21 protein-coding genes and 2 tRNA genes are annotated in these 25632 nt (G+C 36.8%); 15 read left to right on the forward strand and 8 right to left on the reverse strand.

Translation table 11 applies throughout. The features are described from left to right. Positions 1–88 precede the first annotated feature (88 nt). Together OLM58_RS08835 and OLM58_RS08840 are read left to right on the forward strand one after the other, a co-directional pair. Complete coding sequence (locus tag OLM58_RS08835) at positions 89–1435, forward strand: sigma-54-dependent transcriptional regulator (protein WP_264531998.1); 1347 nt, start codon at positions 89–91, stop codon at positions 1433–1435. A gap of 82 nt (positions 1436–1517) precedes the next feature. Next, entirely contained in the window at positions 1518–2843 is a 1326-nt protein-coding gene (locus tag OLM58_RS08840) for a sensor histidine kinase (protein WP_264531999.1), read from the forward strand. A 124-nt stretch (positions 2844–2967) separates the two neighbouring features. On the opposite strand, the gene OLM58_RS08845 is transcribed toward OLM58_RS08840, so the two are convergent. From OLM58_RS08845 to trmB, 3 genes are all read right to left on the reverse strand, one after another. Then, entirely contained in the window at positions 2968–3294 is a 327-nt protein-coding gene (locus tag OLM58_RS08845) for an MGMT family protein (RefSeq protein WP_264532000.1), read from the reverse strand. 184 nt (positions 3295–3478) lie between these two features. After that, positions 3479–4114, reverse strand: a complete 636-nt coding sequence (locus OLM58_RS08850) for a LysE family transporter (RefSeq protein ID WP_070906045.1) — start codon at positions 4112–4114, stop codon at positions 3479–3481. A gap of 43 nt (positions 4115–4157) precedes the next feature. Beyond that, entirely contained in the window at positions 4158–4835 is a 678-nt protein-coding gene (trmB, locus tag OLM58_RS08855) for a tRNA (guanosine(46)-N7)-methyltransferase TrmB (protein ID WP_026109789.1), read from the reverse strand. Between the two features lie 40 nt (positions 4836–4875). Between trmB and OLM58_RS08860 the strand changes: the two genes are divergently transcribed. Further along, positions 4876–5028 carry a hypothetical protein gene (locus tag OLM58_RS08860; protein ID WP_264532001.1) on the forward strand — a complete coding sequence of 51 codons (153 nt, stop codon included), beginning with the start codon at positions 4876–4878 and terminating at the stop codon, positions 5026–5028. 187 nt (positions 5029–5215) lie between these two features. Here the strand turns inward: OLM58_RS08860 and OLM58_RS08865 are convergent, their stop codons facing one another. Then, complete coding sequence (locus tag OLM58_RS08865; RefSeq protein ID WP_264532002.1) at positions 5216–6598, reverse strand: ammonium transporter; 1383 nt, start codon at positions 6596–6598, stop codon at positions 5216–5218. Positions 6599–6859: 261 nt separating this feature from the next. Then, positions 6860–7351 carry a nuclear transport factor 2 family protein gene (locus OLM58_RS08870; protein ID WP_264532003.1) on the reverse strand — a complete coding sequence of 164 codons (492 nt, stop codon included), beginning with the start codon at positions 7349–7351 and terminating at the stop codon, positions 6860–6862. A gap of 311 nt (positions 7352–7662) precedes the next feature. Between OLM58_RS08870 and OLM58_RS08875 the strand changes: the two genes are divergently transcribed. Further along, positions 7663–8328, forward strand: a complete 666-nt coding sequence (locus OLM58_RS08875) for a hypothetical protein (protein ID WP_264532004.1) — start codon at positions 7663–7665, stop codon at positions 8326–8328. Between the two features lie 226 nt (positions 8329–8554). On the opposite strand, the gene wrbA is transcribed toward OLM58_RS08875, so the two are convergent. Next, a complete protein-coding gene (gene wrbA / locus OLM58_RS08880; protein ID WP_264532005.1) occupies positions 8555–9715 on the reverse strand; it encodes an NAD(P)H:quinone oxidoreductase in 1161 nt (386 codons plus the stop codon). A 387-nt stretch (positions 9716–10102) separates the two neighbouring features. Here wrbA and OLM58_RS08885 point away from each other — a divergent pair, with 387 nt between their 5' ends. After that, a complete protein-coding gene (locus tag OLM58_RS08885; RefSeq protein ID WP_264532006.1) occupies positions 10103–10759 on the forward strand; it encodes an oxidoreductase in 657 nt (218 codons plus the stop codon). 54 nt (positions 10760–10813) lie between these two features. On the opposite strand, the gene OLM58_RS08890 is transcribed toward OLM58_RS08885, so the two are convergent. Together OLM58_RS08890 and OLM58_RS08895 are read right to left on the reverse strand one after the other, a co-directional pair. Then, positions 10814–11128: an HPF/RaiA family ribosome-associated protein gene (locus OLM58_RS08890; protein WP_070906039.1), complete on the reverse strand. Its 315-nt coding sequence runs from the start codon at positions 11126–11128 to the stop codon at positions 10814–10816. A gap of 298 nt (positions 11129–11426) precedes the next feature. Continuing rightward, positions 11427–13889 (reverse strand): AsmA-like C-terminal region-containing protein, encoded by a 2463-nt coding sequence (locus tag OLM58_RS08895; protein WP_264532007.1) that lies wholly within the window; start codon positions 13887–13889, stop codon positions 11427–11429. Between the two features lie 244 nt (positions 13890–14133). Here OLM58_RS08895 and trxA point away from each other — a divergent pair, with 244 nt between their 5' ends. The 10 genes from trxA (at position 14134) to OLM58_RS08945 (ending at position 25401) form a co-directional block, all read left to right on the forward strand. Continuing rightward, positions 14134–14451 carry a thioredoxin gene (gene trxA, locus OLM58_RS08900; protein ID WP_012023423.1) on the forward strand — a complete coding sequence of 106 codons (318 nt, stop codon included), beginning with the start codon at positions 14134–14136 and terminating at the stop codon, positions 14449–14451. A 305-nt stretch (positions 14452–14756) separates the two neighbouring features. Next, positions 14757–17333 (forward strand): M1 family metallopeptidase, encoded by a 2577-nt coding sequence (locus OLM58_RS08905; protein ID WP_264532008.1) that lies wholly within the window; start codon positions 14757–14759, stop codon positions 17331–17333. Next, positions 17330–18256, forward strand: coding sequence for a DUF58 domain-containing protein (locus OLM58_RS08910; protein WP_017494711.1), 927 nt, complete (start codon positions 17330–17332; stop codon positions 18254–18256). Before OLM58_RS08905 ends, OLM58_RS08910 begins: the two co-directional genes overlap by 4 nt. An 86-nt stretch (positions 18257–18342) precedes the next feature. After that, positions 18343–18416, forward strand: a tRNA-Asp gene (locus OLM58_RS08915). 965 nt (positions 18417–19381) lie between these two features. Then, positions 19382–19455: transfer RNA gene (locus OLM58_RS08920), tRNA-Asp, on the forward strand. 60 nt (positions 19456–19515) lie between these two features. Beyond that, a complete protein-coding gene (locus tag OLM58_RS08925) occupies positions 19516–19761 on the forward strand; it encodes a GIY-YIG nuclease family protein (protein ID WP_264532009.1) in 246 nt (81 codons plus the stop codon). A 385-nt stretch (positions 19762–20146) separates the two neighbouring features. Beyond that, the gene (locus OLM58_RS08930) at positions 20147–20968 is read left to right on the forward strand and encodes a helix-turn-helix transcriptional regulator (RefSeq protein WP_264532010.1); all 822 of its coding nucleotides are present in this window, start codon (positions 20147–20149) and stop codon (positions 20966–20968) included. A gap of 311 nt (positions 20969–21279) precedes the next feature. Next, positions 21280–22635 (forward strand): TolC family protein, encoded by a 1356-nt coding sequence (locus OLM58_RS08935; RefSeq protein ID WP_264532011.1) that lies wholly within the window; start codon positions 21280–21282, stop codon positions 22633–22635. Positions 22636–22766: 131 nt separating this feature from the next. Then, complete coding sequence (locus OLM58_RS08940) at positions 22767–23816, forward strand: HlyD family secretion protein (protein ID WP_264532012.1); 1050 nt, start codon at positions 22767–22769, stop codon at positions 23814–23816. A gap of 1 nt (position 23817) precedes the next feature. Beyond that, positions 23818–25401, forward strand: a complete 1584-nt coding sequence (locus OLM58_RS08945; RefSeq protein WP_264532013.1) for an MFS transporter — start codon at positions 23818–23820, stop codon at positions 25399–25401. Positions 25402–25632: the final 231 nt, after the last annotated feature.

The raw sequence follows: 25632 nt of genomic DNA on the forward strand, positions 1-25632 counted from the left end.
GATTTTAAAGAAGCTTTAAAAACCACTTAAAAAAGAAGTGTTCGGAAATGAACAGTTGACCGTTCAAAATCGGACAAAAAAAGACAGCATGCGAAAGAAACAAGCTCATATTTTAATCGTCGACGATCAGGAAGAAATTCTTTTTTCGGCAAAAATGATTCTCAAAAAACATTTTGAAACCATTTTTACGACCAACAGCCCTAAAAAAATCATCTCTATTTTAAACGAAAATGAAATAAATGTGGTTTTGTTGGACATGAACTATCGAATTGGTTTTGAAGATGGGCGTGAAGGAATTCATTGGTTGAAGGAAATTAAAACACTTTCGCCACAAACAATTGTGATTTTAATGACTGCTTTTGGTAAGATTGACACTGCGGTTGAAGGAATCAAAATCGGAGCATTTGATTATATTTTGAAACCCTGGAACAACGAAAAACTACTGGAAATTATTGATAAAGCTGTATTAGAGAGCCGAAAGAATGGTAAGAAAGAAATAGTAGAAAAACCAGTCAAAAGTTATTTTACAGGAACTTCTCCTAAAATTAAGCAGGCTTACGGTATTGCCGAAAGAGTTGCCAAAACAGCTGCTAACGTTTTGATTTTAGGTGAAAATGGAACCGGAAAATATGTTTTTGCCGAGTTCATCCATCTGAATTCAGAGCGAAAAGAGCAGCCTTTTGTACATGTCGATCTGGGGTCGCTGAGTGATAATTTGTTTGAAAGTGAACTTTTTGGATATGCCAAGGGGGCTTTTACAGATGCTAAAACAGATACTGCGGGAAGATTTGAAGCGGCTTCGGGTGGTACGATCTTTCTGGATGAAATAGGGAATATTCCGTTACATCTGCAATCCAAACTGTTACATGTTTTACAAACCAAAACCGTAACCCGCTTGGGCGAAAGCAAAGCAAGACCGCTGAATGTAAGGATCATTGCGGCTACCAATGCCGATATAAAAGCAGAAGTAAAAAATAAAACTTTTAGGGAAGATTTACTGTACCGAATCAACACTATGGAGATTCATTTGCCTTCTTTGCGTGAGCGAAAAGACGATATTATCCCGATGGCTAATTTTATTTTGGATAAAATTGCTGAAAAATACAATCAGGAAAATTGGTGTTTTGACGACAATGTCGGACCCTATTTAGAAAAATATCCATGGAAAGGAAATATTCGGGAATTGGAAAATAAGATTGAGCGGGCTCTAATTTTAGCCGATGATCGTACTATTTCTTTAACCAATCTGGATATTTTGGATTTCGAAGAATTTCACGAAAACGACGAAAATCCACTGTCTGAAATGGAAAAAAGTGCCATCGAGAAAACATTGTTTAAGAATAATGGAAATATCAGCAAAACAGCCGAAGAACTTGGGCTTTCAAGGGCAGCTTTGTACAGAAGAATTGAAAAATACGATTTGAGAAACATCTAAACCTAAAAATAGTTTCGAACGGCTTTGAAAGATTATAATTAGATACTAAACTTTTGAATCTTTCGGAATAAAAAATAAAACAATGAAGAACTGGAAATTTTATAACGCTTTGTTTGCAAGGATTCTGCTCCTGATGATTCCCTTTTTCTTTTGTGTCTTTTTGATTTACAAAGAACTGTATTACAATGCGATTCTGGTTGGTTTTGTCGTTTTTCTATTGTTGTCTGAAATGTATTTTTTTGTTAAAGGGCAAGCCTTGTTTTACGATAAAATGCTTTTATCGATTCTGCAGGATGATTTTTCGAATAATTTTCCGGAAGAAAGCAAAAAGGAGAATTTCAGGAACTTGTTTTTGCTTTATGATAAGTTAAAGGTTCAACGACAGGAACAGACGTCAAAAGAGCGCATCTATCAGTCTATTTTAAATAATATTGACACTGCTACTTTAATTCTGGAGAAAGAAGGTGAGGACTGGAATCTTTTTTTGATGAACGATTGCTTCTCAAACTTATTCAAAGTGCCAAAAGTAAGCCAGTGGAAGTATCTTAAAAACTATTTGCCCTCTCTTTGTGAGGAAATCGAAAAGACCAATTTTACAGAATTAAAAACAGCTATTTCGATCAAGATCGAAGATCAGGACTTACAGACTTTTGTGCTTCAGACTTCGCATACGAAAATGTATGACAAAGAATATTTTATTATTCTGCTGGACAGCATTCAGCGTGTTATCGAGAAAAAAGAAAAGGAAGCCTGGATCAATCTGATGAAAATTATTTCGCACGAGTTAATGAATTCACTAACGCCAATCCGTGCACTTTCGCAAAATTTACTGCAAATAGTTGATCAGGAAGAATTAGAAGAGGATGATTTTGAAGATATTAAAAGCAGTATTTCGACCATTATCAATCGAAGCGATCATTTGCAGGTTTTTGTAGAAAATTATCGAAAACTGGCCATGCTGCCGACTCCGACTAAAAAAATGACTCCTATAAAGGTTCTTTTTGAAGACTGTCTTCGGGTAATGAGTCCAATTTTAAAGGCGGAAGATATCGAACTGGTAAACGAAATTAATAGTTCAAGATCGATTTTAATTGATAAAAGTCAGATAGAACAGGTAATTATCAATTTGATTACCAATAGTATTTATGCTTTGAAAGAAAAGCGCGAAAAGAAGATGTTCTTGTCATCATATACTGAAAACAATCGCTTTTTTATTACCATTTCGGATAACGGAAAAGGAATTGATACCGAGATCAGAGATAAAGTTTTTCTGCCGTTTTTCACTACCAGAAAAGATGGTGCCGGAATTGGACTAACGCTTTCTAAAAATATCATCGAAGCACACGGAGGGTATTTGAGTTACCAAACCGATGAGGACAAAACCAGCTTTGTAATTTGCCTGATTTGATTAAAGCGTCAAAAAGTAAAATAACAATCGAAATAAAACTACTGTGGAACTTTAAAAGACAGGATAAAGAGAAAAGTGTAAGGTTATTTTAAATTATGCGACCCTTGCGCCTAAACAAAAAATTTTAAAGCTCGATTTCAGGCTGCCAAAAATGTTTTTCAAAATCTATAATCTGATTGTCTATGACTTTAATGCCTTCGCTTTCGAGTAACTGTTGCATTAAATTGGTTCCGTCAAAATGGTGTTTTCCGGTGAGAAGCCCTTTTCTGTTTACCACACGGTGTGCGGGAACATCATCCATGTTGTGACAGGCATTCATGGCCCAGCCTACCATTCGGGCAGAGCGGGCTGTTCCTAAAGCTTTGGCAATTGCGCCATAAGAAGTTACTTTTCCGTACGGAATTTGTCGGGCGATTGCATAAACTCTTTCAAAAAAATTATCTTCAGCCATAATTTGTAGCACAGGTTAAAAGGTGAGAAATGATTTTACTAACGAAATTTTCACGCAGATTTTATGCATTAAAATGAAGCCCAAAAAATTTTTAATTTAGGAAGGAAAAAGGATTTGCTTAATCTGCAAAATCTGCGTGAAACTAAAATTTTACAAATAAATAATAATCTGATCTTATATTTTATTAACTGAAATAGTAAGTCAAGATATTAAAAAGCGTGAGTACGGCAATTAATCCAGTGATGCTTCCAATAATGGTATTCATGTTTTTCATCAGATAATCTGTTTTCTTCTCGATTCTTCCAAAGAAACCAATGTAGCTGTATAAAGCGGCAAATGAGCCTAAAACAGATCCGAATACAAAAGTAAAAATAATGTTGTTTTCAAATGCAAAAAGGTGGTAAGAGGCCAAAGTAACACTTACAACCACATAATACGGAATAGGGAAGAAGTTAAGTCCGGAAAGCAGCATTCCCAGAAAGAAACGACTTTTTTTACTGGTCTTTTTTATTTTCGATTTTTTGGCTTTAGGTTCTTTGGCTATAAACAAAAAATAAACAGTTAAAACAGAGAAAATAACAAATCCTACTTCGCGTAACAATGTCACTACATCCGGCCGATTGTCGATGACCCGTGCAAAAAAAACGGCTAAGGAAACCTGAAAAAAGATTACCAAGACAGCTCCCGCAACAAACCATAAAGCATTTTTTTTCCCCTCTTTCAAATTTACTTTGGCTGCTGTCATGTTGATTAAACCTGGTGGAATAATCCCAATGAAAGCGGCAAGAAAACCTGAAAGTAATGGGGTAAGTAATGCCATTCAGTTGATTGATGGGTTATGAAAAAAAGTTTTTAAAATTAAATTAGTCTTTAATTTTAAAACGAATATACGTAATTGCCTTGTTAATCTCTAAATATTGTTTTTCATAAAAAGTCTGGAATGCAGTAACTTCTTCAGGACTTCCTTCATTTTTATATACATTATGATTGGCGTATAAAACCTCGTGACCTTCACCGTGAAGTAATCCCAACGTGTAACCGTGCATGAATTCGCTGTCGGTTTTTAAGTTTACGACACCGTCTTTTTTAAGGATTCTTTTATACAATTTCAAGAACTCCGAATTGGTCATACGGTGTTTGGTTCTCTTGTATTTGATTTGCGGATCCGGAAAAGTAATCCAGATTTCGTCCACTTCATTGTCGGCAAAAATATGATTGATCAGTTCGATTTGAGTTCGAACAAATGCAACGTTGTGTAATCCGTTTTCGACAGCGGTTTTGGCACCTCTCCAGAAACGAGCTCCTTTAATATCAATTCCGATAAAATTTTTGTTCGGATATCTTTCTGCTAATCCCACAGAATATTCTCCTTTTCCACATCCCAATTCTAAAACTAATGGATTGTCATTTTTAAAGAAATCAGAATTCCATTTTCCTTTCAAAGGCATTAAATCGCCTACAACTTCTTCTCTGGTTGGTTGAAAAACGTTTTGAAATGTTTCGTTTTCTCTGAATCTTTTTAGTTTATTTTTACTTCCCACTTTTACAAAAATTTTCAGCAAAATTAAGGAATATAAACGAATGAAAATAGCACAATTAGCTTTAAAAGTTTTCCGCCGCGAATTTTCATCAAGGATATTTTTTTTCGCCACGAATTCACTAATTAATTTAAGCGGTTTGGCTGAGGAAAAATTGGTAAAAATTAGTGGCAACCCTTTTTTTGCAACAGATTAACACAGATAAAAAATCGGTTAAATTCTTTTAATTTGTGGTAAAAGAAATAGTAAGAATATAAACGAATGCAAATAGCGTAATTACGTTCTAGAAGTTTTTCACCACGAATTCACGAATTAATTTAAGCGGTATGGATGGAAAAAAATTAGTGTAGATTAGTGGAATTCGTGGCGGAAGAAAAGATTTTTTAACTGTAATGAACTTCTGTAATTGGTTTTAATTTAGGGTCAAGTGTTTCATCGTGTTGAGATAAATCCAATCCGATATGTTCGTTCTCCTCAGAAACACGTAACGGAATAATGAAATTGGTTACCTTAAATAAGAAGTACGCTCCGAAAAAAGTAAATACAGAAACCAATACCAACGCCATCATGTGATGTGCAAATACATTCCAGCCTCCGTGTAACAAACTCGCATCTTCACCATGAGCAAAAATAGCAGTTAGAATCATTCCCATAATGCCGCCTACACCATGACAGGCAAAAACGTCAAGGGTATCATCGAATTTTTTTGATAAGCGACAATTTACAACCGAATTCGAAACCAAAGCCGTTATAAATCCAAAAAACATACTTTCAGGAACTGAAACATAACCTGCAGCCGGAGTAATGGCAACCAAGCCTACCACAGCTCCAATACAAGCACCAAGAGCCGAAACTTTTCGACCGTTCATTCGGTCAAAGAAAACCCAGGTTAACATGGCTGCGGCCGATGAGGTTGTCGTAGTTGCAAAAGCCATTGCGGCAGTTCCATTGGCTGCAAGAGCCGAACCGGCATTGAAGCCGAACCATCCGAACCATAACATTCCGGTTCCTAATAATACAAATGGAATATTGGTTGGAATGTGCTGATTGTTTTTTCTTTTTCCTAAAACCAGTACTCCTGCCAAAGCCGCAAATCCTGAACTCATGTGCACAACGGTTCCTCCGGCGAAATCTTTTACGCCAAAATAACTGCCTAAAATACCGGTTGGATACCAAACAGAATGGCACAATGGTGCATAAATAAACAAAGTAAACAAACTGATAAAAAGTAAATACGATATAAAACGAACACGCTCAGCAAAAGAACCAGTAATAATGGCCGGAGCAATAATCGCAAATTTCATCTGAAACAATGCAAAAAGCATAAACGGAATCGTGCTGGCCAATTGTTTATGAGGAAGAACTCCCACATAATCCATAAAAGCAAAAGTAGTTGGATCACCAAAGAAACTATAAAAATGACCTCCTAAATTTAACCCTACAGGATCGCCAAAAGCCAGACTAAAGGCCACTACAACCCATAAAAGCGTGACAACCCCTAAACAGATAAAGCTCTGCAACATGGTCGAAATTACATTTTTCTTACCGACCATTCCGCCGTAAAAAAAGGACAGTCCCGGAGTCATGATTAAAACCAGACAGCAGGACGTTAACATCCAGGCGACATCGGCAGGAACGATATGATCGGTTGTGCCAAATTCAGCCAATACATAACTATTTTCGGTTATAGTTGGCCAAAAAGCACCAGTAACGCAAACAATACTGATGATAATAAAGGAAATGATCCAGCGTTTTTCTATTTTCATTTTTCAAATACTTTATGTGTCCCTATTTTTTTAGGGTTAAAGTTATGAAAAAATGAATATTATGGTTTTTAGGGGTGCAAAAATAGAGGTGTTGTTTTTATTTTAGTAGATTTTATAAAATACACCCTGTTTTTTTGAGGGTATTTTATTTTGCACTTCTAAAAAAGAGACAAAATTGCCAATTGTATTATCATAAAATTGGCAAAGTGTTGTGTAAAGGGCGTAAAAAGTTAGGATTGTAAAAAGAAAGTCCAAAAATGTTTATTTTTTTTGAAGCTTTGCAATCAAAACGTCTTCGATAGGAGCCTTAATTTTGATCGCTGCATTTACTTCCTCATTAGGAACCGTCATAGATAAAACATAGTGCTGAATTTTCCATTCTTTCCCTACTTTAATCAAAACCCCCGATCCGCGGCAAATTTTCATTTGTGTGTTTAACAGTTCGTCAAACCACGCAATTTTTCCGGTTTTGTCGAAAAAGATGTGACGTTCTAAAGCTGTAAAATTCCAGGCCGTTCCTTTGTCAAAATAGGGTTTGGCCCAAACTTTAAAATCTTTTTTGATCCAGTTTTCGGTGGCATCAGTTCCGATGAAAATAGCGTCTTCGGCCATTAAATCAAAATAAGCATCAAATTTTACTTCGCCGGCTGCTTTGTGCCAGGCATCAATAGTTTGGTTGACTTTGTCTTTTTCAGAAGTCTGTGCGTTTGCAAAAAAGGTAACAAATAATAAAAGTAAGATTGGTTTTTTCATAAGTGGTTTGTTTTGGATTTAAAGTTAGCAAAAAATTATAGTTTAATCTCGCAAAGGCGCAGAGTCGCAAAGTTTTTTATTTAAAGAGAAAACTTAAAAAAGGATTAAACGGATTTTTGTTTCACCCAGATTCGGCAGATTTAAGCAGATTAGATTTGCGTATATCTGCTTAAATCTTTTTTAAATCTGCGTGAAATGATAACCCTGCGTTATTACGAGCCTAAATCACCAGGCAAAACTTAAATTATCTTACATCACTTATATGGTATAATAGGATTTAGTATATTTGATAGCTTTAAAATCGATACATCATGAATCCAAAAATACTCATCACCTCATTAGTACTTTCCTCTATCTTTTTAATTTCCTGTAAAAAGGAATTAGAGCCTCAGGAAAACACCCCAAATTCTGAATTGGTAAAACTGGGATTGGCAAAAGATACGACAAAAGCAGCCCCTGTTGTTCAGGCTCCTGCTGCAGCAAATCCAAATACAGTTTTGAGTGCGAATGGCGGAATGAATCCTGCACACGGACAACCCGGACATCGTTGCGATATTGCTGTTGGGGCGCCTTTAAATTCGGCTCCTACACAGGGACAAACTGCAACGGCACAGCCTGCACAAACCGTTCAGGTAAAACCGGGTCAGCAAAATGTAGTGACTACAACAACTGTTACGCCGACAAAAGTGGCTAAAGGCATGAACCCTGCCCACGGACAACCCGGACACCGCTGCGATATTCCGGTGGGAGCTCCTTTAAATTCTCCGGCTGCTGCCAAACAACCTGTTGCCGCCAATACAGCACAAAGCGGAACTACTTCGCAAACCTTTACTGTAACACCTCCGGCGACAGACAATGCTGTTCCGGCTTTGTTAAGTACCGAAACAGCAACTGTAGCCGACGGAAAAAATCCCGCACACGGAAAACCCGGACATCGCTGCGATATTGCAGTTGGGGCGCCATTACCAAAATCATAAGGAAGTCGAGAATTGTGTAAATAATAATCTGGGCGTGCCACCAATATAAAAAGGGGCTGACTATTGCAATCGCTTAGTCGCCCCTTTTTATATTGCTGTCGGGCTTTCGCTGCTACTTCGGTAGCTTAGCTCTATCCCTCACGCGAGACAATTTTCAGTCTCAGTTTCCGGTCTAATTTTGTCGTCCTGAGCGTAGTCGAAGGACGACAATGTCTAAAAGATTGTTTTATTCAATTTCAAAAATCGCCTGAATTTCTACAGCCGAATTTATCGGTAACGAAGCCGCTCCAATAGTCGCTCTGGCATGTTTTCCTTTTTCTCCAAAAACCAACGCGGTAAGGTTTGAAGCCGAATTCATAAGGGCTGCATGTTGCGTATATTCCAGTGTAGTGTTGAAATACCCTGTTAACTGTACGCATTGTTTTACTTTGTTCAAATCTCCTCCGCAGGCTTCTTTCAAAACTGCAATTACATTTAACATCGTTTGATACGTTGCTTCTTTAGCCTGTTCTTCGGTAACTGTTGCGCCAACTTTTCCGGGATTTAGAATTTTTCCGTCTTTTAAAGCCACCTGATTAATGTATACTTTATGATCTGAAATCGTAAAAGGAACATAATTCCCAACCGGTTTAGGAGCTTCAGGAAGAACAATATTATTGTCTTTTAAGGTTTTGTTGATATCGCTTTTAACTTCAATAGCAGTTGTTTTTACTCCTTTACTATTTTCAGTATTTTTCAATCCCGAAGCCACTCTTGCCAACGCTTTTCCTTGTTCTTTAGCCAAATTCAATTCGCTTTGTGACGGACGTGTTCCCACAGATCCCGCCAAAGAAGTAGCGCCAAACGGAGTGTTTCCTTGTGGAACTGTTTTGTCTAAAGTGGCTGCTCCCATAATCCCCGTTGGAACGATTACCATTCCGTGAGACGCAAGAATATTCCAGAACGATAAAATCGCAGCTTCTTTTCCGGCTCCCGATCCTGCTGACATAAACACAGTAGCCGGTTTTCCTTCCAGAGTTCTTGAAGTCCAAAGCGGAATACTCTGGCTGAAGAAGGAACTCATATCTGCACTAATATTTGCAAAATGAACAGGACTTCCAAAAGCAATTCCGTCATAATCGGCCAATTCTTCGATGGTTGCAATTGGTAATTTTTCTACATCAGCATTCAGTTTTTCTTTCGGATTGATCGAAGGAATACGTTTTATGATTGCTTTTGCATTGGGATATTCCTGAATTCCGTCGGCAATAGACTTGGCCATTTTATAAGTTCCGCCGTTTTGAGAATAAATCAAAACCAGCACATTTATTTCAGATGATTTTACTTGCGCATTTACGCCAAAGCCTATAAATACTGCGATTAATAATACGAGTAGTTGCTTTTTCATGAGGGTAATTTTTAATAATTTATAGTAAATAATCCCAGTTATGCGCTTGTTTCAAAGCTTCATTTTTGGGATTGCAAAATTACTTCTTACAATTCCAAAAAGCGTTATTATTATGTTAATCGTGTTTTTTTAGAAACAGATATGAACATAGATTATTGGGCGTAGAGTTGTTTTTCGCCACGAATTCACGAATTATTGCTTTATAATAATTCGTGAATTCGTGGCGGAATTTTTTCTTCACCAACTATTTGTAAAATGATGGATCATTTATTTTTATCTTTTGCACAGAAAAAAATCTGCTCAATCCGCGAGAAAAAAAGTAATCATTCTAATCTGTGAAATCTGTGGCAAAAAAAATTAACTTCGAGCAAACAAATCGCCTTACTTATGAAAAAAGCAATTCTGTACGGAGCAAGCGGGCTAGTTGGCTCTTATATTCTCGAAAATTTGTTGAACAACGCTACTTATGAGCAAGTAATAATTGTAGTAAGAAAAGATTTAAACATCCAGCATCCCAAACTAAAAATACTGATAGGTGATTTTAACACCCTATCCAAAGTAATAAAAGACATTCAGGTTGATGAAGTATTTATTGCTCTTGGTACCACACAGAAGAAAACACCGGACAAAAAGTTATATTATCAAATAGATCACGATTACCCGATTTTGGCAACAAAACTGGCGAAAGAAAATGGAGCAAAAGCTGTTTTTCTGGTTTCGGCACTTGGTGCAAATGCGAAATCGTCGATATTTTATACCAAATTAAAAGGAGAAACAGAACAGGGTATTATCAGTCTGAATTTAGAGCATACTTATATCTTTCGTCCGTCGATGATTTTAGGAGACCGAAAAGAAAGCCGACCGATGGAAAAAGTATTCATTGGAATATTCAAATTAATCAACCCGTTGTTTGTGGGAAGCTTAAGTAAATACAAAGGAATAGAGGCCGAAGATATCGCCAAAGCAATGGTAAAAAGCGCAGAACAATTAGATCAGAAAGTAAAAATACTGCATTGGGAAGAAATGACGGCTTTGTTAAAATAAAAAAGGACCTTATCCGGATTAGAGATAAGGCCATTTTTATAGATGGGATATAAATTAATACGCTTTCATTTTTTCGAAAGTAGTAGTAAGAGATTTTTTTGCCTTTGCCAATGCCCCAATAAAAGCTTTTTCAAGCGTATCGGCATGGTCTGTAACGGTTACTGGTTGTAATTTTGCAGTACGAACTTCAATCACACATTTTTTGTCGTGCAGACTAAATTTCTCCCCGTTTTCGTCTCCAAAATGAACTTCAACGCGGGTAATTTTATCTTCAAAACGCTTCAAGCCTTTTTCTAATTCACCAGAGAAATAAGCTTCTAATCTTTCGTGTCCTTCGATGTTCTTGTCGGTATTGATCTGAATTTTCATAATTGGTTTGTATTTAATGATTGTCTCTCAAAGCTATCTTTTTTAAAACAAAAACACAAGCAGGTTAATAAAACATTAAGAAATTAATTGCAGTTTTTTTGCGTCTGGTTTGTCATTCCTAGGAACGAGGAATCACGCCAGAAATTCCACAAAGTTTTTCATTCCAAAAAATAAACATCAGCAGAAATCCCGTCTAGTTTATCACAGAATGCTTAGAGTGATAAATCTTTGGCGAGTTATGTGTGTGATTCCTCGTTCCTCGGAATGACAAGATTGTATTGAAAGGATAGATAAAAAACTACTTATCCCTCTTCCCCCACTTAATTTTCATTTTTCCGTTATCGTCAACAGCAAGTAGATGCAGGACGATCCCGCGTTCACGGACGGCATCGCGTTCGGCTTGGGTGGCGAGTTTGGCGTCGTTTTTGGAGTTTCGAAGGGGAACGGTGAGGGCGAGATTGGTGCCTTGGCCAAAAGAGTAAATTCCGTTGACATCGATGTTTAATACGTTGGAACTTATAGTGAGATTGTTGATGTCGATCTGCTCTCCACGCATATTGAGCTGACCGGACAAATCGCTAAAGATGATGTTCTCGACATCGCGAAACGGAAAGGCAAACTTGCCGATTTTCACAATAGGCTCAAAGTTAACCAAAGCGCCCTGATTGACTTTAAACCCCAGTTTTCCGCGCATCGAGTTGCTAATCAATTCGCCACGGCTATTGATAAAACCGTTTACGCTGGCTGTACTCGTTAGTTTTCCTTTGATGTTGTTGGGGCTAAAAGACTGAATCCCGAAATTGTTAAACGATTTAAGAAAGCTTGCAATTTCGACCTTGTTTACCTGAGCATTCGAACTGAAAGCATAGTTTTTTCCGTTGGGCACCACTTCACTGTCAAAAGTAATAGTGCCTCCGGACGTTTGCAGCGAACCGTTTTTGATGACCAGTTTCGAGTCCAGCATCTGAATTCGGGCTATGGTATTGGTGGCAACGAGTTTGTTGTAATTGATTTTGTCGGCTTTGATATCGATCACCACCGAGCATTTGTCGATTACACTTCTGAGATGATTCGAAATCGTGGGGCTTTTGGAAGTCTTGGCCGGGCCTTTTACTTTTTGTGAACTGGCCAGAACGCCCAGAAATTGTTTGAGATCGATATTAGGACAATAGATTTTCCAGTTGACAATCATTTTTTCGGGAGCATTATAATAGAGGTTCAGGAAATTGTCAATTTCTCCTTCGATGAAAATCGTATTCTTATTGTGTTTGTAGGCAATTTGTTTGATGAGTAAAGCTTTCTCGGTAAAGTCAAGATGAATGTTGGTTTTTACAGCACGAACATTTTTCGGAATATAATGAAACGAGGCGTCGTCAACATCTATTTTACCAATAAAACGCGGTTTGGTAATGTACAGGTCAACAATGTCAAACTGAAATGCCAGGTTGGCTTTGGCATGACCGCTTGTAAACTGAATCCACTTGTCGTTGCTTATTTGGTTGAGTCTTTCAATGTCGAAATCAGAACTTAGATTTCCGGTGGCAAGTGGTTTCTCGAGATTATTGATCGACAATTGCGGAATGGTAAGCGGAATGTTTTCGTATTCCCCCGTAAATTTCGTTAAAATAATAGCCGAATTGGCATCGTTATAACCGGCCGTTGGTTTGAAATTATTGGTGAAAATGCCTTTAAAGTGGCAGTCTTTAATCAATCCGTCTGGTATAGAAAGTTCGTTGTTTTTGGCAATCGCCTGAACGACAATTCTGGGATCACCTTCGGCATTAAAATCACCTTTGATGTCGCAATTTACCTCAATCTCTTTTTTCAGATTAAATCGGTTAAGTTTAGAACTGATGTTTGCCGATAATAAGTTCGACGCATTTTGCCACAAAATAGACGTACTGATATTGATTCCGAAAAGTGCATTTCCTTTAGCCAGATTAAAAAAAGCGATGATATCAAAAGAGTCTGTTCCAATTTTTAGGTCCTTAGTCACCACGTCAATTCTTTCTTTTGGAGCGGAATAAGCTACTGCAAAAGTACCTTTGAGTTCTTTTTGTTTTGCAAAACTTCCGTGTACCGTATTAAAGGCAAGACTTTTAATTTGGGTGTTTAGATAAACATCGGTTTGCCAGTTGTCGCCGTCATGCTTTACTTTCGATTGTAAGCGATCGACATCAAAATCAAACAATTTATGCCCAAGCAGATTGTTTAAAGTAAAGTGAACTCCGTTTAGTTCAATCTGGTCAATTGTAGTTTCGGTATCTGATTTGTTTTCCGGTGCTTTTTTCTTTTTCGGCTTAAAAATATTGGCATTCGAATAACCGTTTGGCGCTTTATACACATAGATCGCCGCGTCGTTGATGAGGATTTTGTGAATATTGATTTCGTTTTGAATTAAACTCCAAACGTTCAGCCGCACTTCAATTTCTTTGGCTTTCAATAAAGTGTGTTGGTGCGTGGCCCATTGATTGTCTTTGACTTCAACTTCTTTTAAAGCCAAAGTAAAGTTAGGGAAACCAGTCAGAAACTTATAATGAAAATCTCCAATATGAAATTTCCCGTTGATGTTTTCATTGATTTTAGTGTTGATCTTGGTAATGATTTCGGCTTTATTCCGATTAAAATAAATTGACAATCCGCCACAAGTAAGAAGGAGTAAAGCAATAAGTCCCAGAATGAAAAAGCCAAAACGTCTGGCATATTTTCTAAAATGAAGCGATTGAAAAAAGTTTTTTATGCGTAGTAAAGTGGCTTTCATCTGGAAGAATTTTCAGGATCACTAAAGATAAGGTAAAAAACTTACGTTTCTTTAAAAAGATGAATTTCGACCTTACGTAGGTTAAAACTTATGATTTTTGCTTTTTGAATGAATATAATTAATGACAATACATTTATAATGAAAACTAATTTGGTTATGGTGTTTCATTTGTATTTAATTTTTAAATTTGTGGTCTAGTTTGAAACGAAATAATTCAGACAATAATTTTAAAAGACAAAAAATTATGGCATTAGCAATTACAGATGCTACTTTTGATGAAGTAGTTTTGAAGTCAGATAAACCGGTAATGGTAGATTTTTGGGCAGCATGGTGCGGTCCTTGTAGAATGGTTGGTCCAATCATTGACCAATTAAGCGACGAATACGCAGGTAAAGTAGTTGTTGGTAAAGTAGATGTAGATGCTAACCAGGAATTTGCTGCAAAATATGGTGTTCGTAATATACCAACTGTTTTGGTTTTTCATAACGGTGAAGTAGTAGGAAAACAAGTAGGAGTTGCTCCTAAACAAACCTACGCAGATAGTTTAGACGCTTTGTTGTAATCGAAAGATTATATTTATATAAAAAAGGTTCGGCGAAAGTCGGACCTTTTTTATGTTTGAAGGTTTTTTACAGATTGAAAAATCTTTTTATATCAATTTTACTTATATTTTAGTCCAGTGCTTTCTGATATAATGCCGATGTAATATGAAAATAGTACAATGCAATTGGACTATATTGAATATACAATCGGTATTAATCCTTTCAATCTGTGACAAAAGAAACAGATTGAATTTTAATTCGTGAAAATTTAGGCATTACCTGCTAAACTTTTTTTATTTTTAGAGCATCTTAATTTCCTTTAAAAATGAAAATTTCCTATAGCTTACTCTGTTTTTTTGTGTTTACTACAATTGGTTTTTCCCAGTCGAAACAAAAAGAAAAATTAATTTTAGAGGACGGTGTTTCAGAACAGTTAGCACATTTTCGAAAAAAGCAAATTTCTAAACTCACTTATGGCTTGTCTTTTGAAATTCCGGAGAAAAAAGCGCAATCAATTAATGCCGAATTGGTGTTGGATCTTGTTCTTGCTGACGGGAGTGAGCCTTTGTATCTCGATTTTAAAGAGAAGACTCAAAATATTAAATCAGTTACAGCAAACGGGAAAAATATCCCAATTGTGCATCAAAAAGGGCATATTATAATTCCTGCAGAAGGTTTACTAAAAGGAAAAAATACGATTGTAATTTCTTTTATTGCGGGTGACTTGTCTTTAAACCGAAACGATGATTTCTTGTATACCTTATTGGTTCCCGATCGGGCAAGTACTTTATTCCCGTGTTTGGATCAGCCGGATATTAAAGCGACTTATAAATTGAAGCTAACGGTTCCAAAAGACTGGTCGGTTCTGGCTGGGGCGCATGTAGAGGAGAAGCTTGAAAAAGGTGATTTTACAAGTTATACTTTTGGAGAGTCTGATAAAATGAGTACCTATTTATTTTCTTTTGTAGCTGGAAAATTCAAAAGTGTGACGAAGAAACCGGGTAATCTGGAAATGACGATGCTGTATCGCGAAAATAATGCAGAGAAACTAAAAAGCAGTACTGATACCATCTTTAATCTACACCAGCAATCCTTAGATTTTCTGGAGAAATACACCGGTTACAAATTTCCGTTTCAGAAGCTGGATTTTGCTTCGATTCCGGTTTTTCAGTATGGCGGAATGGAACATGTTGGAGCGATACAATATAAAGAATCAACTTTGTTTCTGGATAATAGTGCCACAGACAGTGAGAAACTCGATCGTGCCAAATTAATTGCACATGAAACTTCACATATGTGGTTTGGAGATTTGGTTACCATGAAATGGTTTGACGATGTCTGGATGAAAGAGGTTTTTGCAAATTTCATGGCCGACAAAATCATGAATCCGATTTTTCCGAAAGTCAACCATAATTTACAGTTTCTAACCGCACACTATCCTAATGCGTATGGAGAAGATCGTTCGTTGGGCACGCATCCAATCAAACAAAACCTTGCCAATCTTAAAAATGCGGGTTCATTGTACGGAACCATTATTTACAACAAAGCACCTATTATGATGCGTCAGTTAGAAGCTTCGATGGGAAAAACAGCTTTTCAGAAAGGGATCGAAAAGTATATTAAAAAGTACGCCAACGACAATGCCGACTGGAACAATTTGGTAGAAATTCTGGATGCCGAAACATCTTTGGATATGAAAAAATGGAGCGAAGTCTGGGTAAATAAATCAGGAAGAGCCATTTTTACAGATAAGATTGCCTACGATGCTCAAAACCGAATTTCGAGCTTTGAAATTACACAGCAGGCAGAAGATCGTTCGGCTAACGTATGGTCTCAGATTTTTGATGTTGGTTTGGTATATCCTAACAGCGTAAAAGTGATCAGTGCTACTATAAAAGATAAAAGTCTGTCACTGAAAGAAGCAATTGGACTCGAAAAACCAATAGCTGTTATTTACAATTATAATGGTTTTGGGTATGGTGTTTTTCCGCTTGACGGGAATAATTTAGATTCTGTTTTAAGTCTAAAGGATGAGGTGGCAAGAGCTTCGACTTACATTAATATTTATGAAAATACCTTAACGGGAAATGTTGCTCCAACAAAAGCTTTCGATTGTTTTGTAAAAGGAATTCAGCAGGAGCAAAACGAATTGGTGCTGAAGATCATTACGAATCAAACCAGTGCTGTTTTTTGGAAATATCTCACGGAAAAACAGCAAAATATAGCACAAAAGCAGCTTGAAGAAGTAGTTTTCGATCGTTTGAAGACCAATTTGCCTAGCAATATCAAGAAAACATTGTTTAATCTGTTCAGTTCGATTGCTTATTCAGATTCAGGAAAAGTAAAGCTATATGCGATTTGGAGTAAAGAAACGGTAATTTCAGGTTTGAAATTAAACGAAGACGATTATACGAACATGGCAATGAATCTGGCAATTTTTAAGCATGAAAAAGCAGATGAGATCTTAAATAAGGCCAAAACTTCGATTAGTAATCCCGACAAGCAAAAACGATTTGAATTTCTGCTTCCTTCATTATCTAAAGACGAAGGGGTGCGCGATGCTTTTGTACAATCTTTAAAAGACGATGCCAACAGAGAAAAAGAAGCATGGGTTTCTGTTGGTTTAGCGAATATAAATCATCCATTACGTCAGGAAAGTGCTCAGAAGTATATTAGATTTTCACTAGATTTGGTTGATGAAATTCAAAGAACGGGAGATATCTTCTTTCCAAAAGACTGGCTGAACAATACCATTGGGAAATATTCGTCGAAATATGCTTTTGATGAGGTACAGCGATTTTTAAAAGAGAATCCTAATTTTAGTCCAATTCTGAAAAGAAAATTAATGCAGGCAACCGACGGTTTGTATCGTGCACAAAATATTAAAAAAGAAACCGAATGAAAATTGAATCGGAAATAGAAAAGGTCTCCAGTTTTCAGCATCTCGAAATGCTGGCGAATCAGGTGGTAGAAGGGTTTATTTCGGGGATGCACAAAAGTCCGTTTCATGGATTTTCGGCCGAATTTGCTGAGCATAAAGTGTATAATGCCGGAGAAAGTACCAAACATATAGACTGGAAGCTATTTGCTAAAACAGATCGTTTATACACCAAACGTTTTGAAGAAGAGACCAATTTGAGGTGTCATATTATTGTCGATAATTCATCGTCTATGCATTATCCGGAACTAAAGTCAAATCAGCCCTTTTACGAAAAGAAAATTGGGTTTTCTGTTCTGGCGTCTGCTGTGTTGATGAATATCCTTAAAAAACAGCGCGATGCCGTTGGTTTGAGCGTGTTCTCGGACAGTTATGAATATTATGCTCCCGAGAAAGGAAGTGATCGCCATCACAGAATGCTGCTCAATAAATTAGAACAGTTACTGGAACAGCCAAAAGGTAAAAAAAGTACCGATACGATTACGTATCTGCATCAGATTGCGGAGAAAATGCATCGTCGTTCGATGATTATTCTTTTTACAGATATGTTTCAGGCCGAAGAGGATGAGAAGCTTTTTAACGCCTTACAGCATCTGAAACACAACAAACATAAAGTAGTACTGTTTCATGTAGTTGACGATCAAACCGAACTAAAGTTTGACTTTGATAACACGCCACGTAAGTTTATTGACCTGGAATCAGGTGAAGAAGTATCGATTTTTGCTGATAACGTAAAAGCAGAATATGAAAAAAGGGTAGAAGGATATTTTAAAAATCTGGCTTTAACCTGTGCAAAGAACCATATTAAGTACGTTCCGGTAAATGTAGGCGACAATTTTGAAAAAATATTGACAACATATTTAGTTGAAAAACAAAACTTTGGGTAGGTAAATTAAAATTTATTTAATTTTTTTTCAAAAAACACTTGCAGAAACGAAATTCTGTACTATCTTTGCAACCGCAATAACGCAGAGGTTTGGTAGTTCAGTTGGTTAGAATACATGCCTGTCACGCATGGGGTCGCGGGTTCGAGTCCCGTCCAGACCGCAATATTGGGAAGAGCCTTTCTTAACGGAAAGGCTTTTTTGCCCAAATACGGTATCTAAGATTAGTTGTGTTGTTTTGCTACGACTTTGTAACTCGTAGCTGGTTTAGTAGTTAGACCAATGAAAAGCTTTCCACTTTTGTGGATGGCTTTTTTGATTTAAGGCTATTCTGATTTTAACCGCAAGGTTCGCTAAGATTTACGCAAAGTCCGCAAAGTTTTTTTTAAGCTTTGTGGATTTTTTGTTTTTATTTGTTTGGTTTAACCGCAAAGGGCGCAAAGTTTTTAAACTTTGCGCCCTTTGTTTTTTTATGAAGAAATTAAATATTGCTATTATACATTAGGAGTTTTCGGTACGCATGTTGGGTAGCCGTAACTTGGGCAATGAGATGGTCCGCTAAAGCAACCTGCACTTGTGTCTGGTGGTGGGCATGTGGGGTCTCCACCATTGATGGATTTTAATTCACTAGCAGTTAATGCTACGGCGCCATTTAGGTTTAATCTTTTTAACATAATTCGTGGTTTTTTGTTTAATTAATTCCCAATCATTTTAAGACACTTGAGATTTGTGTCTGTAATATTGTAGTAAAAGCTTATTCTTACAAATATTGAAAATTTATTTTGATATAAAAATTTTATTTCATGTTATTTTGGTTATAATGTAAAGAAATTGCTAAATTATTGATGAAATAGAATAATTGGGTGAATTAAGCGCTAAGATTGCGTTTCGGATTTGAAACCTATCGAGTTTTAAATTTAATCGCAAAATTTCGTAAGATTAGCGCCCTTTGTGTTTTAACTTTGCACTCTTTTCGGTTTGAAAAAGAAGGAAAGTTCTTCTTTTTGGTTTTATGGGTAAATTTTAAGATATTGGAATTTAATCAATTAAAAATTTCTTGAAATTTATTTGCAAAAAAAGCTTGTAGAATCAAAGATCTGTTGTATTTTTGCACTCGCAATAACGCACGGTTTGGTAGTTCAGTTGGTTAGAATACATGCCTGTCACGCATGGGGTCGCGGGTTCGAGTCCCGTCCAGACCGCTCAAATTTAAAATGCCTTTCTTAACGGAAAGGCATTTTTTTATAACTAAGGACTCATTTATGTTTTACGTTTATATTATTTATTCTAAAACTTTTGATGTGTACTACAAAGGTTTTAGTGAGAATATTTTTCAAAGATTATCGTATCATAATGATAATAAAAGTAAATATACTTCGGGTAAAGGACCATGGGAGTTAGTTTATTCGAATGTGTTTGAAACAAAGAAAGAAGCTTTAGTTGAAGAATTAAGATTGAAAAAGTTAAATAGAAAATCACTTGAAGTTTTAATTAACGAGCAAAAATAAGAAAGGTAAAGTTGGTTGGAACACATGCCTGTCATCTCGTCTAGGGACGAGACGGGTTCGAGTCCCGTCCAGACCGCAATATTGGAAGAAGCCTTTCTTAACGGAAAGGCTTTTTTGTTTTTTGTATTTAACCGCAAAGAGCGCTAAGATTTACGCAAGGTTCGCAAAGTTTTTTTTTAGTCACAGCTTATAAAGATTCTCCTTTGATTTAAATCCTGAGTAATATGTGGATAAATTTAACTATAAAGCTTTGCAAACTTTGTGTTTTTTCCTTTGTGGGCTTTGCGGTTAAACTTTCATGGTTCAGCTTTGGAATTTGATGTTTCAAACAATTGGAATTTAATTTTCTTATATTTAAAGTTCCAAAAACATTGTATAAACTCCAATGGAATATTCCGGTCAGAAATTAGATAAGTATTACATCAAAAAAGTAGATGCCGATAAAAAAAGCATTTACTGTCACCACGATTTGATGGGGGAGTTGTTTGTGCCTACACATAAACACGACAAAGCACAGTTGTTGTATGCTGAAGGAGATGTTGTTTTTGTAACGACCGAAACCAAAACCTATTTTTTACCGGCACGTCATTTTATCTGGATTCCGAGCGGGGTGGAACATAGCATTGAACCGAAGTCGGAAAATGTTACGATGCGAAACCTGTATTTTCCGGTTGAAAAAGACGAAAATGAATTTTACAAGAACGAGGGAATTTATCCGGTCAATAATTTACTCCTTCAAATGATGCTTTTCACGAATCGATGGAATGGCGATCTTGAGAAAGGAACGCCAAACTTTACCATCGCCAAAGCTATAAAAGCGATTCTTCCTCAAATATGTACTACGAATTTGCCTTTGGAATTACCGCAGCCAAAAGACAAGCGACTTGGAAAGATTTTACGTCATATCGAGAATCATCTGGGAGAGACTATTCTGTTTGCCGATGTAGCGCATGAATTCGGATATAGCGAACGCTCTTTGTATCGCTTGTTTCAAAAAGATCTTGGAATGTCCTTCATTCAATATTATACTATTCGAAGAATTTTAAAGGCAATCGAATTGTTATTAGAAAGAAAGCTTTCGGTGAAAGAGGTAGCCGAAGAAGTTGGATATAATAGTGTTCCAACCTTCAGTAACACATTTTTCAAGATTTTAGGACAAAGACCTTCCGATTACTTAAACGGTGAGGAGATTTTGGAGCAAAAGTAAAAATTTTGTTTCACGCCGATTTGACAGATCCCGCAGATTTTTTTTAACTCTTTAATAATCTACTCAATCTGCGGAATCTGCAAGAGGGAAAGATAAAAATCAGCTTCATCGGCTTAAATCCTTTAAAATCTGCGTGAAAAATCACAATCCAAATCTATTTTGTAATAAATTGTTTTCCAGTGTTTTAATATAACGTTTTCGAAAAATCCGATTTTAACATTTGTCCGAAATGAATATGTTTTTGACTTTTTAGAATTATCAGTCAATGAAAAAAATGAAGGAACTTTGCAGTTTAAATTATTTATGTATTCATGTTCCTTAAAACAACAAATTCTACGAACGATTGTTTTCCTAAAATCCTGCTCTTATTTTTACTTGTATTAGCATTTAACGGCATAAAAGCGCAGGAAGTTCATTCGGTTTCACTGAAAGAAGCTTTGAAGCTGGCCAAAGAAAACAACAAAAAAATCCTCAGATCCCAACTTGAGGTTACGCTCTCAGAGCAAAACATCAAAGAAAGAAAAGAACTCCGATTGCCGGATGTACAACTAAGCGGTATGTATTCCAGAATCACTAATATTACCGAATTCAAAGGAAACGGGTTTTTAAACGGAAAAGAAGTTACAAAGGCGATTCCGGAACTCTATGAGGTGAATTCGGCTTTTAAAATGCCAATCTACGCCGGAAATAAAATAAATAACGCCATCAAAATTGCCAATCAGGAGAGTGAAATTGCTAAAATAAAAACAGAAAAGGTCGAAAATGATGTCGAACTCGAAGTGGTGGCAAACTATCTGGCGATTTATAAGATGATGGAGCTGCAAAAGATTTTTGAAGAAAACATCAAAGAAGAGAAAAGCCGATTGAGAGAAGTGCAATCACTTCGAAAACATGGGGCAGTGACTAAAAATGAAGTTATCAGAGCTGAATTACAGCTTTCGGATCGTGAATTAAATGCGCTTACAAATTCCAAAAACATAAAAATTGCGCTTCACGATCTGAAAACTCTAATTCAACTTCCGGAAAACGAAGAAATAGCCATCGATACGGCGGCCAATTTGGATGAAATGAACGGTTTAGATCCGTATGATTTTTATCTGAATAAGGCTTTGAATAATGAGGAGATGCGAATTGCCAGTCAGGAGCTGAATATTAGCAAAACAGAACTGAAGCTGGTTAAAGGAAATTATCTGCCAACGGTTCATTTTTTTGGGAACTATGGTTTTTATTATCCGAACTACAAATTCTTTCCGCCTAATCCATATTTGTACACACTGGGGCAAGTAGGTGTTGAAGCTGCTTTCGATCTTTCTTCTTTGTATAAAAACAAGACCAAAATGGATCAGGCAAATACCAAAATCAAATGGCAGGAAATGCAATCTGAGATTCTGAAAGACGAAATTCAGGATAGGCTTTTTAAAGAGCATACACAGTATCAGGAAATTCTTGAAAAGTTTGTTGTAGTAGATAAAGCTTTGGATTTGGCCGATGAAAATTACCGTATTGTAAAATTGAAATATATGAACCAACTGGTTTTAATAACCGAAATGGTTGATGCCGACAATGCTTTGCTTCAGGCAAAATACAATAAAGTTGCCACACGATTGGATGCGATTTTAAAGCATTACGAACTCTTGCGTACGGCGGGAATGCTTCCGCAGAGTTAGATGTTAGATGTGAAGAGTATAGAGTATAGAGTATAGAGTATAGAGTTTGAGGTTTTAGTTCCGAAGGAACGATTTATATTGTAGCGCCGGATTTCAATCCGGGGAGAATTAAGTTAAAAGAAATAGATTTTATGGTTAAGATTAAAAATGAAACTAGAAGAAACAGAACGTTTCATATTATAATAACAATTATTGCGTGTGTGCTTGTAATTAGCGGTGTTATTTTGGGAATTTGGTTTTATGTTTTCAATAGGAATCATGAGGAAACTAATGACGCTCAGGTCGAGCAATATGTAACGCCAATTATGTCGAGAATTACGGGTTATGTGCAGGAAGTTCGTTTTAATGAGAATCAGTTTGTGCACAAGGGAGATACTTTGGTTGTTATTGATAACAGAGAATATCAATCGAAATTGAATGTGGCTCTTGCCGATGTTCAGAGCGCAAGGCAAAACAGTCTGGTTGCCGAGAAAAATGCGGTAAACACGGCAAGTGCGACAGCTATTAATGAAGCACAATTAGAGGCTGCAAAATCGAATCTTTGGAAAACAAAATTAGAGTACGAAAGGTACAAAGCTTTGGTAAGTGAAGAAGCAGCGACTTCTCAGCAATTAGAAAAAGTGAAGGCAGATTACGAGTCGGCACAAGCACATTTTCAGGAGATGAAAAACAGAATCCATACTTCGGCTTTAAGTACTTCGGTGGCTGAAGCAAATGTGCCAACCACACAAACCAATATCGCTTCGAGACAAGCCACGGCAGATAATGCGGCTTTATTTCTTTCGTATACCATAATTACAGCGCCTTACGATGGCTGGATTGGGAAACGAACTTTACAGCCCGGACAATTGGTAAAAGAAGGTCAGTCCTTGCTTTCGATTGTAAGTAAGGAAAAATGGATTACGGCCAATTTTAAAGAAACGCAATTGCAATATCTAACCGTTGGGCAGAATGTCGAAATCAAAGCCGATGCGGTAAGTGATAAAACATTTATAGGAACAATTGCGTCATTATCGCCCGCGAGCGGGGCAAGATTTTCATTGCTTCCTCCGGATAATGCAACCGGAAACTTCGTGAAAATCGAACAAAGAATTCCGGTTCGAATTCAGTTAAAGGATAACGACAAACAAACCGATTTTTTAAGAGCGGGAATGAATATTACTGTGATTGCAGCACACTAAAATGGAAGATAAAAGTATTTTTAAATCCTGGGTTCCAAAGTGGGCAATCATTATTATTTTGTTTGTCTGCCTTCTGCATTCTATGATTTTATTGGGGGTTTATACGTCAAATGTGACCTATGCGGCAAGTTTTCTCGATATTGAACCCGAAGATCTGCAATTCGCCATGTGTGTTACTTACGGAACGCTGCTCGCGACCATTTTAATCGAAGCGAGGTTTTCGAGCTTTTTCCCTGCCAAAAATTACCTCATGGCGGTCTATTCTTTAATCGGAATTACGATTGTTTCTTCGGCCTATATTACCAATTTTTCGCTCTTTTTAATCCTGCGAATTGCCGAAGGAATCCTGATGGCGCTTCCGGTAATAACGATTCGACAATTGTTGATTGAGCAGTTCAATTCTAAAAGTGCTATCATCATTGGTTTTTCGTTTTATTATGGAGCGTTGTTGTTGTCGACACCTTTTATAATGAATATTGCGGTTTGGTTTCTGGATCATTACGACTGGAAATACATGCTGTATGTCTCGGGCGGATTGCAGGTTTTGAACGTTTTTTTAATCTTAGTTACTTTTCGTGGGCACCGAATCACAAAGAAAATTCCGTTGTATCAAATCGACTGGATGAGTTATTTTTTGGTTTTAACTGCAATTCTTTGCGGTGCTTATTTTTTTGTCTATGCCGAGAAAAAATATTGGTTCGATTCTTCTCAAATGGTGCTAACGCTTATCGTTGCACTGATCTCGGGAGGGCTGTTTATCTTTAAGGAGCTTTTGGTAAAAAGACCCACTTTTAATTTTGAAGTCTTTAAATATGCCAATCTGCGCATTGGTTTTTTATTGTTCTTCCTTTTCTACATCAGCAGGGCAACGCTGAGCCTTTGTCACTCGGCGATGTATTCAATTTGGAATTGGGATCCGTCGCGTGTGGCAGGCGTGCAATACATTAACGGACTAGGAAATGTAATCGGACTTGTTCTGGCGGCTTTTTTTCTGATGAGGTCAGTTTCGACCAAAATCATTTTTATCATTGGCTTTTCGCTTATTGCGTTGTTTCATTTTTGGTTTACGTTTCTTTTTGTGCCCGATGTGGCGTTGTCTGATATTATTATTCCGTATGTTTTACAAGGCATTGGAGTGGGATTTTTATTTGTTCCGTTAATATTGTTTACGACTTCTTCGGTTCCTTCAAAAATGGCGGCTTCTTCTGGAATTGTGGGGGTTTCGGGACGTTTTTGGGGAAGTACCATTGGCTTTTGCGTGATGCAGAATGCGACCGTATTTTTAAACAAAAAACACTTTTTAAAACTCAGTCAGTTTGTAACAGGTGATAACCCCGAAGCACAGCAAACGATTGCCGCAACAACACAAAGTTTTATAGCCAAAGGATATTCGGCAGACAATGCCAATGTTTTAGCCATGAAAAAGATCTTGGGAACCGTTACCAAACAAGCCACTTTGCTGGCCGATATGGAGATTTATACCATTATGGGCTATAGTCTTTTGGTTTTGATCTTCCTCATTGCCTGCAATCAGCATTTAAGACAAACGATGACTTTGGTGAAAAGTAAAATTTGGATTGGTTGAGGGTTTTGAGTTTTGAGTTTTGAGTTTTGAATTGTGAGATGTAAAATGTGAGATGTGAGTTGTGGGTTGTGAGTTTTTTGCGCAAAGTTTCTACGCAATCTTGTCATTTCGACGCAAGGAGAAATCCTCGCAAGGAGCTCCGCAACAGTGCGTGATTATCACGTGAAGATTTCTCGTTCCTCGAAATGACAAGCTGTACGTGAAAAATAATGAATGATACAAATAGCCTCC

Origin of the sequence: Flavobacterium sp. N502540 (assembly GCF_025947365.1) — a bacterium.
In the GTDB taxonomy this organism is placed as follows: domain Bacteria; phylum Bacteroidota; class Bacteroidia; order Flavobacteriales; family Flavobacteriaceae; genus Flavobacterium.